Genomic DNA, 16,255 nt, shown 5'->3' with positions numbered 1-16,255 from the left:
TAGAGCATGCGGCTGTTAACCGCAGTGTCGTTGGTTCGAGTCCAACAGGGGGAGCATGGTGCCATAGCCAAGTGGTAAGGCAAAGGTCTGCAACACCTCTATCCCCGGTTCAAATCCGGGTGGCACCTCTTAGAAAGCCCTGGAAAGATGAATTTCCAGGGCTTATTTTTCCTATAAAAATGTACTTGCTGAAGACCGTGAAGACAGACTTCTGGAAGATCGGACAGCATCAGGAATTTTTTTCCGTAAGCAGGATTCGTTTACGATTATAAACCAGGTGAAGGTACATGGCATCCTGAGCACGCAAAGCGTCATGCTCTGCAATGGCAGCTCCTTATACAGGAATCCGTTTTATGCCTACCGGCGGGATCAATGCGAAAAACCTTGAGGACTATCTTTCCTGTGACAAAATCCTCTGCTGCGGCGGAAGCTGGATGGTAAAAGGAGATCTTGTGAAGGCAGGAGAATTTGACAAAATAAGAGAACTGACAGCAGAAGCAAAAAAGCTTGCGGATTCCATAAGAAAGTAATCAAACTTAATACACATATTCAATAAAAAAAGCAGAACCCTGCACAACCAGGCAGAGTTCTGCTTTTTTGTCAATTATTGTGAAAATAGATCAATGAAGTAGGATCGGCAGAAGCTTTTTCCGCTTCAGCTGCCAGATCAGCTACAGGATCCGCAGAAGGTTTCCGAAGATCCATTCGGTAAAGATAAAAGATCCCACCGAAGAAACCGGGAATCAGTCCGGCGTATCCACCGGCACATAAGATCACAGTCAGCTTCACCATCAGTTCTGTCTGAAGTTCCAGACAAACAAGTAATCCTGCAAGAATTCCGGCTGCACTCCATCCAGCTGTCAAAAGTGCAAGAAAAACAGCTGGCGCAGGGGCCTTTTTTAAATTTTGATCTAAGTGATTCCACAGTACTTTATACATAATCCATTCCTCCTGTTTTGCTGGAATTATACTTCTGCTGTTGTCAGCAACAGTCAGCTATAATATTGATTTCCTTTATTTGTCTGTATTATAGAAAAGAAATGTAAAATACAAATGCGCAGGAATGAAAAATCTTTGTAAAATATAAGTAGAAATTGCATTTTGAATTAAGAACCGATATACTTATAAATATAGTTATTAATAATATTCGATCACAGCCGAAAACATTTTTCTACAGCTGTGATACGTGAGTGAGAGAATTAAAAGGGGGCAGATAAAAGCCCCCTGAAATCATATAGAGAGTAAAGAGGAGGGGTGGAAATGGAGCATACGGAAGACTATGTGAAGCTGGAGAATGTATCCAAAATCTATGGCTCAAAAGAAGTGAAGATCATAGCTGTGGATGAGATCAGCTTCCGGATAAAAAAAGGAGAATTTGTGGTTGTGGTAGGACCAAGCGGTGCCGGAAAGACAACGGTGCTGAATATCCTGGGCGGAATGGATAAGGCCACATCCGGCAATGTCTGGATCGATGGAAAAAATATTGCAAAATATACAGACCGGCAGCTGACCGGATACCGACGGGAGGATATTGGATTTGTATTCCAGTTTTATAATCTGGTGCCAAATCTGACTGCATTGGAGAATGTGGAGCTTGCTCTTCAGATCTGTAAGGATCCTCTGGATGCTAGGACAGTTCTGGAGGAAGTAGGGCTGAGGGAGAGACTGACCAATTTTCCGGCACAGTTATCCGGCGGTGAGCAGCAGAGAGTTTCCATAGCCAGAGCGCTGGCGAAGAATCCAAAGCTTCTGCTCTGTGATGAACCTACAGGAGCGTTGGATTATCAGACCGGCAAGGCAATCCTGAAGCTCCTTCAGGATACCTGCAGGGAACGGGGCATGACGGTTATTGTCATTACTCATAACTCTGCATTGACACCTATGGCCGACCGTGTGATCAAGATCAAAAACGGCAAGGTTTCCAGGATGACTGAAAATGCACATCCCACACCAGTGGAAGAGATTGAATGGTAGGTGACGGAATGAAGGCATTACACAAAGATTTCTGGATGGAGATCCGGAAAAGTAAAGCACGTTTTATCTCGATCTTTCTGATCGTGGCACTGGGTGTTGCATTTTTTTCCGGGATCCAGGCGTCTTCTCCGGATATGAGATATTCCGGAGATGCTTATTATGAAGCAGCAAAGCTGATGGATCTGAAGATCCAGGGAACCCTGGGACTGACTCAGCGTGATGTAAAAGCGGTATCGGATATTGACGGTGTGGAACTGGCTGAGGGCAGCTACTCTACGGATGTTATGAGTGGAGAGGACGATGCCAGGAAGGTTCTTCATCTGGAATCTATCAGCAGCAATTTTAATCTGCTTACAGCAGATGAAGGAAGGATACCGGAAAAAAGCGGCGAGATTTTTCTGGACAAGCCATTTGCAAAGAATCGGGGGTATAAAATCGGGGATACCATATCTGTCAGTGAGGATGGAGACAGTGAGCTTTTGAAAAAAACAACCTATACAGTTGTGGGAATCGGAAGCAGTCCTCTTTATATTTCATTTAACAGAGGAAATACGACTCTTGGATCGGGTGAGGTCAGCGGCTTCGGATACATTCTTCCTGAGGATTTTGAACAGGAAGCTTTTACCCAGATCTATATTATGGTTCATGAATCCGGGGATGTGATCAGCTATACCGATGCTTACGACAATCTTATCAAAAAGATCCGGAAACGCGTGGAAGGTATCGAAAAAGAACAGTGCAGCCTGCGCTACGAGGAGATCGTCGCAGAAGCCAATGAAAAACTGGATGATGCCAGAAAAGAGCTTGAGGACGGAAAGAAGGAATCAGAGGAAAAACTTGGCGACGCGAAGAAAAAGCTGGATGATGGGCAGAAGAAGTATGGGGATGGAAAAAAAGAGTACGAAGATGGAAAACAGCAGCTCAGTGATGCAAAAAAGGAGCTGACCGATGGAAAACAGCAGCTTGCTGACGGAAGAAAACAGATTGAAGATGGATGGTCTCAGCTTAACAGCGCAAAACAGCAGGTGGAAGACGGTCTGTCCCAGTTAAATGCTGCCAGATCCCAGCTTGCTGACTCCGAAGCACAGATAAATGAGAAGCAGTCAGAGCTGACTGCCGGATATGAACAGCTGACTGCCGCAAAACAGCAGGTAAGTGACGGCGAGGCCCAGCTCCGGGAAGCGGAAAAAACACTGGAAAGCAAACAGGCTGAGCTTGACAGTGGAAGAGAACAGTTGGAAACGGGAAAGAATACGATCAAAGAAACAAAGACTGCTCTCACCGGTCAGAAAGAACAGTGTGAGGCAGGACTTGTACAGGTTTCCGAGGGCGAATCCCAGATCAATTCCAGTGAAGAAGCCCTTTCCGGGCAGCAGGCACAGCTGGATGAATTGACCAGCCAGAAAGAGGCATTAAGCAGTCAGGCGGCGGAGCTGCAGGCGCAGTATGACGCCGGTGCGGAAGCAGGAAAAACCGAGGAAGAGCTGGCGGAGCTTTCCACGCAGATCCAGACTTTAAATGGTCAGATCAGTGCAATGGAAGAACAGATAAATGCCGATCAGGCCCAGATCGACGGGGCGCAGGCAGAGCTTACTGCAAAAAAATCAGAGCTGGCCCAGACAAGAGCTGAACTGGAGAGCAGCCTAGGTCAGATCAATGAGGGCTTCAGCCAGATCAAAGAACAGGAAGAGACACTTTCCAGGACAGAGGCACAGCTGAACGAAGGCCAGGAAGAACTGGATAAAGGGAAAAAAGAACTGGAAACAAAGAAAGCAGAGCTTTCCGCGGCAAAAGAAGAAATTGCGGCAAACCAGGCAACTTTGGATGATGGCCAGAGCCAGCTGGATTCGGCCAGAGCCCAGCTCAGCTCAGGGCGGCAGCAGCTGGAGGAAAAACAGGCCCAGTTAAATGCCGGTCAGGCAGAGATCCAGGCCAATACAGAAAAGCTTACCAGCAGTCAGGCAGAACTGGATGCAAATGAACAGAAGCTTCTGGATGGTGAAAAAGAGATCCGGGAAAATGAACAGAAATTAGAAGACGCCAAAAAAGACCTGGAGGACGCCAAAAAGAAGCTTTCCGATGGAAAGAAAGAATATCAGGACGGCAAAAAAGAAGCCGATGACAAAATTGCGGAAGCCCAGCAGAAGATCGAGGATGCCCAGAAAGAGGTGGATGATATTGAAACACCGGAATGGATCATCTCAGACCGCAATGACCTTCCGGAATATTCGGATTTTGGTGATAACGCAGAGCGACTGAAAAACATCGGAAAGGTTTTCCCGATGATATTCTTCCTTGTAGCGGCTCTGATCAGTCTTACCACGATGACACGAATGGTGGAGGAACAGCGAACCCAGATCGGAACCATGAAAGCGCTAGGATACGGAAAAGCATCCATTGCATCCAAGTATCTCAGCTACGCATTTCTGGCTACAGTAGGCGGAAGTATCGCAGGAGTACTTTTCGGAGAAAAGGTTCTTCCGTTTATCATTATCCAGGCCTATGGGATCATGTACTGGAATATTGGCGATCACATGCAGCTGGATTATGAGTTACAATATGCATTGATCGCTTCCGGAGCAGCGGTGATCTGTACTATGGGCGCTACACTGTTTTCCTGCGCAAAAACCCTGGCAGAAACACCGGCATCTCTGATGCGTCCGCCTGCACCGAAAGAAGGAAAACGGATCATTATTGAACGGATCAGCTTTATCTGGAAGCATCTGAGCTTTTCCTGGAAATCGTCCATGCGAAATCTTTTCCGTTATAAAAAGCGTCTTTTTATGACCATTTTCGGAATTGCAGGAAGCATGGGACTGATGCTTGTAGGATTCGGACTTTATGACTCCATTATGGATATTGCGATTCTCCAATATGACCAGATCCAGCACTATGATGCCATGGTGATCAATGATGAGGATGCCACAGACAGCCAGGAAAAGGATCTTCTGAAATTTCTGGATGGAAACAGCGAGATCGATCACTATACCCGTGTGCAGCTCATCAAGATGACGGCACCAAAAGAAAAGGGAAGTGTCAGTATCTATGTATATGTTCCGGAAAATACGGAAAATTTTAAAGAGGATGTAACATTACGTGACAGAAAGTCCCACGAGCAGTATGAGCTTACCGATGATGGAGCGGTGATCTGTGAAAAAACGGCTTCTCTTATCGGTGTGAAAGCAGGAGACAAGATCACCCTGGAGAAAGACAACAGAAAGTATAAAGTAAAGATCACTGCTGTCACAGAGAACTATATGGGACATTACGTTTACATGACCCCATCCTGCTATGAAAAAACATTCGGGGAGAAACCGAAGTATTCAAGTACAGTATATACTATGAAAGAGGATGCAGAGAGTGATCTGGAAACTCTTGGAAATGCGATCCTGAAATATCCGGCAGCTTTAAGTATCAGCTATACAAGCAGCACAGCAGGTCAGGTAGAGCGAATGCTGGGATCCCTCGGAGCGGTAATCTGGGTCCTGATCATTTCTGCCGGAATGCTGGCATTTGTGGTACTGTATAATCTGAACAACATCAATATCACAGAGCGTCAGAGAGAGCTTGCAACATTGAAGGTCCTGGGATTTTATGATGGCGAAGTTTCCCAGTATGTATTCCGGGAAAATATCCTGCTGTCCTTCATAGGGATTCTGGCAGGCGCAGTGTTCGGAATCTTCCTCCACCGGTATGTGATCACAACCGTTGAGGTAGATGCGGTAATGTTCGGAAGAAATATCAAGCCAATAAGCTTTGTTTACAGTGGAATCATTACCTTTGGGTTCTCCATGTTTGTAAATATGGTGATGCATTTTAAGCTGAAAAAGATCAATATGGTAGAGTCGCTGAAGAGCGTGGAATAAAATAATGAAATGCCAGAAAGATCTTCGTATCCGGAAATATGTGAAATCCCAGGAAAAGCAGGCCTCTGTCTTGACAAAAAAAGAAAATTTCATTATAGTAGGAACATGGCAAAGGCGTTGAATAAGAGGAGTATGCAGATCTACGCTGACAGAGAGAAATGCACAGACGCAAGAGAAGCGCAGGCTGAAAGGCATTTTCAGATGGAGGACTGCAGAAGGTAGCTTAGGAGCCGGGAAACTGAAAGCAGAAATGCAGAACAGATGCAGATGCTGCTGTGTAGGTTTTCACGTACCCCGCGTTAAGGGACAAGAGATAGACGGGAATAACAGATGTTTTTTCCGGATAATGAAGGTGGTACCGCGAGAATGATCGCCCTTCGCACATTAGTTAGTGGCTTTTGTGTGGAGGGCGTGTTTTTTCTTGCAGAGAACAGGAGCATTTTAAGGTTCCTATAATCAGAAAGATTCAGGAGGAAAACATGAGTAAAGAACTTGCAAAGACTTATGATCCCAAGGGTATTGAGGATCGTCTGTACAAAAAATGGATGGATAACGGATACTTCCATGCAAAAGTTAATCCGGACAAAAAACCTTTCACAATCGTAATGCCGCCGCCCAATGTAACCGGACAGCTGCATATGGGCCATGCACTGGATGAGACCATGCAGGATATCCTGATCCGTTTCAAGAGAATGCAGGGTTATGAGGCTCTCTGGCAGCCGGGAACAGACCATGCAGCCATCGCTACAGAGGTTAAGGTAACAGAGAAACTTCGTAAAGAAGGTATCGACAAGAACGAGATCGGCCGCGAGGAATTTATGAAACATGCCTGGGCATGGAAAGAAGAGTACGGCGGAAAGATCATCAACCAGCTGAAAAAACTGGGTGCATCTGCAGACTGGGAGCGCGAGCGCTTTACCATGGATGAAGGCTGCTCCAAGGCTGTTCAGGAGGTATTTATCCGTCTCTATGAAAAAGGATATATTTACAAAGGTTCCAGGATCATCAACTGGTGTCCGGTATGCCAGACTTCTATTTCCGATGCAGAGGTTGTACATGAGGACCAGGATGGATATTTCTGGCACATCAATTATCCGATCGTAGGTGAGGAAGGACGTTTTGTTGAGATCGCAACCACTCGTCCGGAGACACTTCTCGGTGATACAGCAGTTGCTGTAAATCCGGAGGATGAGAGATATAAAGATCTTGTAGGCAAGATGCTGAAACTTCCTCTTACAGACAGAGAGATCCCGGTTATTGCCGATGAGTATGTTGACAAGGAATTCGGAACAGGCTGCGTTAAGATTACACCGGCACATGACCCCAATGACTTCGAGGTTGGACGCCGCCATAATCTTGAGGAGATCAATATCCTTAACGATGATGCGACTATCAACAGCCTTGGCGGAAAATATGCAGGTATGGACCGTTACGAGGCACGTAAGGCCATGGTAGAAGACCTGAAAGAGCAGGGACTCCTTGTAAAAGTTGTTCCGCACAGTCACAGCGTTGGTACCCATGATCGCTGCGGTACAACCGTAGAGCCAATGATCAAACCACAGTGGTTTGTAAAAATGGATGAAATGGCAAAAGCTGCCATCAAGACTCTGGACGACGGAAATCTTCAGTTTGTTCCGGCACGTTTTGACAAGACTTACCTGCACTGGCTGGAGAATATCCGTGACTGGTGTATTTCCCGTCAGCTCTGGTGGGGACACAGAATCCCGGCTTATTACTGCGATGAGTGCGGTGAGATGGTTGTTGCAAGAGAAATGCCTGAGAAGTGCCCGAAATGCGGATGCACACATATGCACCAGGATGAGGACACTCTGGATACCTGGTTCAGTTCCGCACTGTGGCCATTCTCCACGCTTGGATGGCCGGATAAGACACCGGAGCTTGAGTACTTCTATCCGACAGATGTTCTGGTAACCGGATATGATATCATCTTCTTCTGGGTTATCCGTATGGTATTTTCCGCACTGGAGCAGACCGGTGAGACTCCGTTCCACCATGTACTGATCCACGGCCTGGTACGTGACTCCCAAGGACGTAAGATGAGTAAATCCCTTGGAAACGGTATCGATCCGCTGGAAGTTATCGATAAATACGGTGCAGATGCACTTCGTCTGACTCTGATGACAGGTAATGCACCTGGAAATGACATGCGTTTCTACTGGGAGCGTGTAGAGTCCAGCCGTAACTTTGCAAACAAGATCTGGAATGCATCCCGTTTCATTATGATGAACCTGGAAGGAAAGACCGTAACAGAGCCGGAAGACCTGAACGCTCTTTGCAACGAGGATAAATGGATCCTTTCCAGACTGAACACCGTGATCCGCGATGTTACCGAGAACATGGATAAATATGAGCTTGGAATCGCTGTACAGAAAGTTTATGACTTCCTGTGGGATGAGCTCTGTGACTGGTATATCGAGATGGCCAAAGTAAGACTGTGGAAAGCAGAGGAGAACCCGGCAGCAGCAAACGATGCACTGTGGACACTTCGCACTGCACTGACACAGGGACTGAAGCTTCTTCATCCGTTCATGCCGTTTATCACAGAGGAGATCTACTGCACACTGCTTCCTGAGGAAGAGTCCATTATGATCTCTGACTGGCCGGTATACAAAGATGAGATGAACTTTGCAGATGCTGAGAAAGCAGTTTCAAGCTTCCAGGAGGTTGTACGTGGAATCCGTAACACCAGAAACGAGATGAACGTACCGCAGAACAGAAAGACAAATATCTACATCGTAGGCAAGGATGCAGAGTGCTGTGCACGTTTTGAGTCCTGCAAGAAATCCTTTACAAACCTTGCGTTTGCAAAAGAGATCCACGTACAGCAGGATAAGAACGGAATCGGTGAGGATGCGGTATCCATCGTTGTGGCAGACGGTGTGGTTTATCTGCCGCTGGAGGATCTGATCGACCGTGAAAAAGAAATCGAACGTCTCACAAAAGAGCAGGAGCGACTTACAAAAGAAATCGCACGCTGCGAGGGAATGCTGAACAATCCGAATTTTGTGAACAAGGCACCTGCAGCCAAGGTAGAGGCAGAGAAGGAGAAACTTGAGAAATACAAAGAGATGAAAGAGAAAGTGAACCTGCAGTTAACACAGATGGTGAAATAACGAAGGAGTGTTTTAATGAAGTGGTGTAACTTTTTCAATAAGATTTCGCTGATACTTCAGGCTCTGGGCTGTGCAGTCCTGTACTTTGTGATCGAGGCCATATGCAGGCACTCGTTCACAGAGGCGTGGACCTACATGACCACAAGGCCGCTTGTATTTGCTTATAATGCAGCGTTTATCTTTACGACGATGCTGATTGTTTATCTCTTCCGAAAGAGAATTTTCTGGCGTATCTTTGTGGGCAGCTTATGGCTGTTTCTGGGAATCGTAAACGGTGTGCTTCTTCTCAACCGTGTCACACCGTTTACAGGACCGGATGTGAAGAATCTGACAGATGGTCTCAGTATTGCAAAAAAATATCTGACCCATACCCAGATGACCATAGGTGCAGTTCTTCTGGGAATTGCGGTTCTAATCCTTCTGATCATCCTGATAAGGTCGCCGAAGTACAGAGGCAAGCTGAAATATAAGGTGAATATTCCACTGGTCCTGGTTGGGGTTCTTGCATTTGGAGGAATCACACAGCTTGCTCTGGAAAAAAGAGTTCTTTCCAATTATTTTGGAAATATTGCCATAGCTTATGAGGATTACGGATATCCTTACTGTCTGGCAACGACGATCTTTAATACCGGAATCAGTGCACCGAGAGATTATTCCAAAAGCGAGATCAAAAGGATCGAGAAGTCGGAAGAAAATCTTCCGGAAACGAAAGAAGGCAGTCATCCGAATATTCTGTTTTTGCAGCTGGAGTCCTTTTTTGATCCTACGCTGGTAAATTATCTGGAGCTGTCAGAAGATCCTATTCCGAATTTCAGAAAGCTGATGAAGGAGTATTCCTCCGGATATTATAAGGTACCTTCCGTAGGAGCCGGAACCGCAAATACTGAGTTTGAATCCATTACTGGAATGAGCCTTCATTATTTTGGACCGGGAGAATATCCTTACAAGAGTATCCTTAAGGAAACTACATGTGAGAGCGCGCCGTATGTTCTGAAGAATCTGGGCTATACTGCCCATGCAGTACATAACAATGAGGCGAATTTCTACGGAAGAAGAAGCATTTTCCCGAATCTGGGATTTGATACCTTTACTTCGGCAGAGTACATGAAGGATGAAAACCAGAAGAACCCGTTGGGCTGGACCAAGGACAGTGTCCTCACCGATGAGATCGTCAAGTGTCTGGATTCCACAGAAGGACCTGATTATGTATATACTATTTCCGTACAGGGACATGGAGATTACCCTTCAGAACCGGTGTTGGAAAATCCGGAGATCACAGTTTCCGGGGCCCCTACGGACGAGCTGAACAATAAGTGGGAGTATTATGTAAATCAGATCCATGAGATGGATGATTTTGTCAAAGAGCTGACTGATAAGCTGGCAGATTATCCGGAGGATGTGGTACTGGTTATGTATGGTGATCATCTGCCAACCATGGGACTGACTGTGGAGGATGTGGAGAATAAATATCTGTTCCAGACAGAGTATGTGATGTGGGATAATTTCGGACTTAAGAAAAAGAAAGAAAATCTTGCGGCATACCAGATGGCAGCAGAGGTTATGGACCGTGTAGGTATCCATGAGGGAAATATTTTCAAGTATCATCAGGCAAGAAGAAATACCAAAAATTATCAGGTGGATCTGGAGACCCTGCAGTACGATCTTCTTTACGGAAAGCAGTATACATATGACGGAGAGAATCCTTTTGAGCGGACAAAGATGCGTATGGGAATCTATGATACCACACTGGATTCCATTCAGGTTGTGTCTGAGACGGATCACACCTATTATATCCAGGGAACAAACTTTACGCCGTCCAGCCAGGTGAAGATCAACGGAGAATGGTACGATACGGTTTACGTGAATCCTACCAAGCTGATCATTACCGGAAAGGAACTGGATGATTTTGACCGGCTCTCGGTAGTGCAGCGAAGCAACAGTTCCACCAGAAAGGCCATGACAAAGAGCCATGACCGGGCAGTTTATGCACTGCTTGCTGACAGCAAGTGGAAGCTTGACAGTGAAAAGAGCAGTTCTGATACAGGGCTAACGGATACAGCGTCAGAAACGGGATCCACAGAAGATTCCGGTGAAGAAAACAGTACAGACAACCAGTAAATGACATAGAAAAGATACTCCGATACAAAAAATGTCGGATAAAATATTACGATTAGGACTGGACATCTTCCACCACTATTATATAATGGTATCGTAACGAACAGAAGGGGAGAAGCTTTTCTCCCCAAAAGTTCTTTACGAATACATTATAGATAAGTGATGGTTTTTTTTATGAATTACGAAGAAGCAGTTGCGTATATTGAAGATATACCGAGATTTACTACTAAGAACAGCCTGGACCATACCAGAGAATGTTTAAGAAGACTTGGAGATCCGCAGAGGAAATTCCGTGTGATCCATGTGGCAGGAACCAACGGAAAGGGAAGTACCTGTGCTTTTATCACATCGGTCCTTCGGGAAGCAGGATATTCCTGCGGACTTTTTACATCTCCTCATCTGGTGGAGATCAACGAGCGTTTTCAGATCAACGAGGAAGTGATCGATGACGATACCTTCCTTTGTGCTTTTGAAAAAGTTAAAAAGCTTTCCGATGAGCTGGTTGCGGAGGGCAGCTATCATCCCACCTATTTTGAGACACTCCTTCTGATGGGAATGGTGATCTTTGCAGAAGCCGGCGTGGATTATGTAACACTGGAGACCGGCCTTGGCGGACGTCTGGATGCAACCACTGCGGTGGAGGATCCGGCAGCCTGTGTGATCACATCCATCAGCCTGGATCATATGCAGTATCTTGGGAATACGGTTTCCGAGATCGCAGGAGAGAAGGCAGGGATCATGGTGCCGGGTGTTCCGGTGATCTACGACGGAAATGATCCGGATGCGGCCGTAGTGATGCGTGAGAATGCAGAGAAGCTGGGATGTCCATATTATGAGCTGAAACGGGAAGATACAGAGATCCATAAGATCACAAAGGACGGAATCCGATTTTCTCTTAAGGACAAGACATATGGCGATACCGTATTTGACATACCGTTTATCGCCCGTTATCAGGTTATGAATGCAGCTCTTGCGGTAAAAACCATTCAGGTACTGGAAGATCAGATCCCGGTATCTCTGGAGGCTCTGAAGGCCGGTATGGCCAAAACACGCTGGCAGGGAAGGATGGAAACGGTTCTTCCGGGTGTGATCGTGGATGGCGCACATAACGAAGACGGTGTTGAGAAGTTTGTAGAGACAGCAGAACATTTCCAGAAGGAATTTCCTCTGACTTTGCTGTTTTCCGCAGTGGATGACAAGGACTATACGGATATGATCCGTACGATCTGTACCAGGATCCGTTTCCGACATGTGATCGTCACACAGGTAGGCGGATACCGTAAAGTTCCGGTCGAAGAGCTTGCGGAGATCTTCCGTGAAGACGGAGTACCGGAAGTTGAAGCAATAGAGGATGTTCCGGCAGCTTTTGAACGGGCAGTAAAGGAAAAAGGCGAGGATGGAATGCTGTTCTGTGTAGGATCCCTTTATCTGGTCGGTGAGATCAAGGCTGTGATCAGGAGGAAAAAATTATGATCGATTATGAAGAGGAACTGAAGAAATTTGAACCATGTCTGGATGTGGCAGATGTAGAAGGCGCCATTTATGACCGGGAGATCACAGATATCATGGATGTACTCCAGGAGATGCTGCGTGAGGTCAAGAGCAACAGACGTGTAAGATAAGGAGAAGTGAATGAACTGCATAAACTGTGGAGCGTTCCTGACAGATACAGATCTGGATTACTGTCCGCACTGTGGAGCCAATGTACTGATCCAGAAGAAGGTGGATTACCTTTCCAAGCTTTATTATAACCAGGGCCTGGAAAAAGCCAGTATCCGGGATCTGTCCGGGGCGATCAGCTGTCTGAAGCAGAGTCTTGCCTATGACAAACGGAATATCCGTGCGAGAAATCTTCTTGGCCTTGTATATTTTGAGACCGGTGAGGTGGTTGCCGCACTGAGTGAGTGGGTCATCAGCAAGAATATCCAGAAGAATCGGAATCTGGCTTCAGAATATATTGCCAGGCTTCAGGCAAACCAGAACAAACTGGAAACGATCAACGAAAGCATCAAGAAATACAACAATGCCCTTGCCATGTGCAGGGAAGGCCATGAGGATATGGCGGCCATCCGCCTGAAAAAGATCCTGTCCCAGAATCCCAAGCTGATCAAGGGGTATCACCTTCTTGCGCTGATCCAGATGAAGAATCAGGAGTGGAACAAGGCAAGAAGAACCCTGAAAAAAGCAGCCAGGATCGACAAGACCAATACCACTACACTTCGTTTCCTGCGTGAAGTTGACGAGCAGACGGGTGTTACCACAAAGATAGAAAAACGGCGTAAGGGCTTGTTTGGAAATGAAAAAAATGAGAATGATAATATTTCCGGAGAAATCGTTGTAAGGCCGTCGTCTTATAAAGAAAGATCAAAGATATCACTTTTCTTTACCACGGTACTTGGATTTGCGGCAGGTGCGGCAGCATTCTGGCTTCTTGTACTGCCGGCTGTGAAACAGGATATTTACAGGCAGGCCAATGAGCAGATCATACAATACAGTGATTCTCTTTCCAGCCAAAGTGTGGAGCTTACCAAGGCTCAGGGAGAAGTTGCCCAGTCCAGTGATACGGCAGATGCAGTTGCCAAGCAGGCAGAGGAAGAGCAGAAACGCAGTCAGAGCTATGAGGCTTTGTTCAATGCATATACTGCCATGCAGCAGGATGATCTGGATACAGCAGCGCTGGAGCTCCAGAAGGTATATGTGGATACACTGTCAGATTCTGCAAAGGGGATCTACAGTACTATCAGCGGAAAGACCGGTGTAAGCGGGATCGAGAGCGGAGCTTCTGACGGAACGGCAAGTGCTGACAGCAGCACAGATGGAACATCTGAAGCAGGAGCTGATGCCGCTGCTTCGGATGGAGAGGATACACAGAGCTCTGACGGAGATACCGGAGAAGACAGCAGCTACAGTGACGGAGGATATGAGGATTCCTCTTACGATGACGGTTATACAGAATAAAAAAGATCATAACTCATACAGAGGAGAAACCTCGGATAAGGGGAATGTGCGTTGGCGCATTCCTCTTTTTTTACCCTTTGGTCATAAAAAATGGAATAAAAAATCAAAAATGGGGGAATGATAAAATGACATCAGGTTTTGAAAAATCCGGAACCGTGCTGACTGTACATCTTCCGGCGGAACTGGATCATCCGGCTTCTGATGAGATTCGGAGAGAATCAGACCGAATTATTGGACATGACTATATAAAAAACATGATCTTTGATTTCTCAGAGACCGTTTTTATGGACAGTTCCGGGATCGGCCTGCTGATGGGGAGATATCGGGCACTTGGTATGAGGGGGAAATGTGTGCAGGTTATCAATGTGAACAGTCATATTGCAAAGCTTCTGCGGCTATCCGGAGTGGGAAAATATATTGAAATCTGTGGAAGTGAAAAATCGGCAGGTGAACAGGAGGGTGTTTATGATGGAAAACACAAATGAAATGACGATCATTTTTGACAGCAGACCGGTAAATGAAGCACTGGCAAGAGTGGCTGTGGCTTCATTCTGCACACAGCTGAATCCTACGCTGGAAGAAATTTCGGATCTGAAGACCGCAGTATCGGAGGCAGTGACCAACTGCATCATACACGGGTATGAAGGGGAGATACATAAGATCCGGGTAGAATGTCGTCTCCGAGGGCAGGAGCTTCAGGTAGATGTAACGGATCACGGAGCCGGGATCCCGGATATCAAAAAAGCCATGGAGCCACTGTTTACCACAAAGGCTGATAAAGACCGCTCCGGTATGGGGTTTACATTCATGGAGGCATTTATGGATGAGCTTCAGGTGGAATCGGAGGTTGGTCGTGGAACTACTGTGCACATGAAAAAGATCATCAGGAGGTAACTATGGATCGTACTCTTGTCCTCATCGGGCGTGCACACCAGGGGGATAAAGCGGCAAGAGATCTTTTGTTTGAGGAAAATACAGGGCTGATATACAGTGTGGCAAAGCGTTTTTTGGGACGTGGGGTGGAGATGGAGGATCTGTTCCAGATCGGCAGCATCGGACTTCTGAAAGCAGTGGATAAGTTTGACATGTCCTATGATGTGAAATTTTCCACCTATGCAGTTCCCATGATCATCGGAGAGATCAAACGTTATCTCAGGGACGACGGGATACTGAAGGTAAGCCGTTCTCTGAAGGAAAATCACTACCGGATCTATCAGGTGAGAGAAGCACTGACACGACGGCTGGAGCGGGAACCTACGACGGGAGAAATGGCAGCGGAAATGGGAATTTCCATAGAAGAACTGGTAATGACTATGGAATCCGGTGCAGAGGTGGAATCCCTTCACAAAACGATCTATCAGGGTGAGGGAACGGAGATTTCTCTGATGGACAAGCTCCCGGAAAAAGAAAACCGGCAGGAAAAAGCACTGGACAGGATTTTTTTGGAAGAGATACTGGGGACTCTGGAGGCAAAGGAGCGGAGGCTGATCTATATGCGGTATTTTCAGAACATGACCCAGATGGAGATCGCCCATGAGCTTGGCGTATCCCAGGTACAGGTATCCAGAATGGAAAAGAGGATCCTGCGCAGTCTGCAGGAATCCGCAGAGAAAAAATAAAAGGGAGCCATGAGAAATGCTGCTGTTTTCTCATGGCTCCCTTTTGTGGGCAGCAGGTTCGATCAGACTGCTGCTTTTTTATGAAAAAGTACATTTTTGTATTTGGAAAGTGCTCCAAGAAGGATCATACCGATCACACCGGCTGAGATAAATTCGCCGGCTCCTACTGTGAGCATCATAAACGGGATAGGAAGGTTAATGCCATATCCGTAACGAAGCACAAGAGGAACGATCACAATGTTGGAAATGATCGGTGGAATCGGGGCTGTCCATTTACCTGTATTGCGAAGCTTGTAGGTGAAGAATGCACCGATGAGTGTGGCAATGCTTCCGAAAATGATGTCAACCGGAATCGCACCGCCCAGAAGATTGGCGATGATACATCCCACAAAAAGTCCCGGGATGGCAGCCGGTGTGAAGAACGGAAGCACAGTCAGCGCCTCGGAAAACCGGATCTGAACTTCACCGAAGCTAAGTGGCGCGAATACCAGTGTCAGGACAACATATACAGCTGCAATGGCAGCTCCCTGTACCAGAAAATGAGTACCTTTGTTTTTCATGTTTTTTATTCTCCTTTAGTTTTGTTTTA

General features: G+C 46.4%; 12 protein-coding genes, 1 tRNA gene and 1 pseudogene. 12 read left to right on the top strand and 2 right to left on the bottom strand.

Annotated features, from left to right (window positions below):
• The first annotated feature begins 57 nt into the window (after positions 1-57).
• Both G5B12_RS11535 and G5B12_RS11530 read left to right on the top strand, forming a co-directional pair.
• Positions 58-128: transfer RNA gene (locus tag G5B12_RS11535), tRNA-Cys, on the top strand.
• Positions 129-320: 192 nt separating this feature from the next.
• Positions 321-530 (top strand): annotated as a pseudogene (locus G5B12_RS11530) (bifunctional 4-hydroxy-2-oxoglutarate aldolase/2-dehydro-3-deoxy-phosphogluconate aldolase); the annotation flags it as partial.
• A 70-nt stretch (positions 531-600) separates the two neighbouring features.
• Here the strand turns inward: G5B12_RS11530 and G5B12_RS11525 are convergent.
• On the bottom strand, positions 601-939 hold the full coding sequence (locus tag G5B12_RS11525) for a hypothetical protein (RefSeq protein WP_021977038.1): 339 nt from the start codon (positions 937-939) through the stop codon (positions 601-603).
• Between the two features lie 321 nt (positions 940-1,260).
• On the opposite strand from G5B12_RS11525, the gene G5B12_RS11520 reads away from it, so the two are divergent.
• From G5B12_RS11520 to G5B12_RS11475, 10 genes are all read left to right on the top strand, one after another.
• Complete coding sequence (locus G5B12_RS11520) at positions 1,261-1,974, top strand: ABC transporter ATP-binding protein (protein WP_173739932.1); 714 nt, start codon at positions 1,261-1,263, stop codon at positions 1,972-1,974.
• Positions 1,968-5,840 (top strand): FtsX-like permease family protein, encoded by a 3,873-nt coding sequence (locus G5B12_RS11515; RefSeq protein WP_174088307.1) that lies wholly within the window; start codon positions 1,968-1,970, stop codon positions 5,838-5,840. The genes G5B12_RS11520 and G5B12_RS11515 overlap by 7 nt, the downstream gene beginning before the upstream one ends.
• Positions 5,841-6,319: 479 nt before the next feature.
• Positions 6,320-8,974, top strand: a complete 2,655-nt coding sequence (locus G5B12_RS11510) for a valine--tRNA ligase (protein ID WP_118071098.1) — start codon at positions 6,320-6,322, stop codon at positions 8,972-8,974.
• A 15-nt stretch (positions 8,975-8,989) separates the two neighbouring features.
• The gene (locus G5B12_RS11505; RefSeq protein WP_174088305.1) at positions 8,990-11,092 is read left to right on the top strand and encodes an LTA synthase family protein; all 2,103 of its coding nucleotides are present in this window, start codon (positions 8,990-8,992) and stop codon (positions 11,090-11,092) included.
• A gap of 171 nt (positions 11,093-11,263) precedes the next feature.
• On the top strand, positions 11,264-12,562 hold the full coding sequence (locus tag G5B12_RS11500) for a bifunctional folylpolyglutamate synthase/dihydrofolate synthase (protein ID WP_021977043.1): 1,299 nt from the start codon (positions 11,264-11,266) through the stop codon (positions 12,560-12,562).
• Positions 12,559-12,711 carry a hypothetical protein gene (locus G5B12_RS11495; RefSeq protein WP_021977044.1) on the top strand — a complete coding sequence of 51 codons (153 nt, stop codon included), beginning with the start codon at positions 12,559-12,561 and terminating at the stop codon, positions 12,709-12,711. Before G5B12_RS11500 ends, G5B12_RS11495 begins: the two co-directional genes overlap by 4 nt.
• Before the next feature lie 10 nt (positions 12,712-12,721).
• Positions 12,722-14,047: a hypothetical protein gene (locus G5B12_RS11490; protein WP_174088303.1), complete on the top strand. Its 1,326-nt coding sequence runs from the start codon at positions 12,722-12,724 to the stop codon at positions 14,045-14,047.
• Positions 14,048-14,172: 125 nt separating this feature from the next.
• Positions 14,173-14,532 (top strand): STAS domain-containing protein, encoded by a 360-nt coding sequence (locus G5B12_RS11485; protein ID WP_021977046.1) that lies wholly within the window; start codon positions 14,173-14,175, stop codon positions 14,530-14,532.
• Complete coding sequence (gene spoIIAB / locus G5B12_RS11480; RefSeq protein ID WP_015526893.1) at positions 14,516-14,941, top strand: anti-sigma F factor; 426 nt, start codon at positions 14,516-14,518, stop codon at positions 14,939-14,941. Before G5B12_RS11485 ends, spoIIAB begins: the two co-directional genes overlap by 17 nt.
• A 2-nt stretch (positions 14,942-14,943) precedes the next feature.
• Positions 14,944-15,666, top strand: coding sequence for a SigF/SigG family RNA polymerase sporulation sigma factor (locus G5B12_RS11475; protein ID WP_021977047.1), 723 nt, complete (start codon positions 14,944-14,946; stop codon positions 15,664-15,666).
• A 62-nt stretch (positions 15,667-15,728) separates the two neighbouring features.
• On the opposite strand, the gene G5B12_RS11470 is transcribed toward G5B12_RS11475, so the two are convergent.
• Entirely contained in the window at positions 15,729-16,226 is a 498-nt protein-coding gene (locus G5B12_RS11470) for a QueT transporter family protein (protein WP_021977048.1), read from the bottom strand.
• Positions 16,227-16,255: the final 29 nt, after the last annotated feature.

This window comes from Blautia sp. MSK.20.85, from assembly GCF_013317245.1.
GTDB lineage: Bacteria > Bacillota > Clostridia > Lachnospirales > Lachnospiraceae > Blautia_A.
Note: the sequence above shows the minus strand (reverse complement) of the source record. Positions and strands in the feature narration are given on the sequence as shown.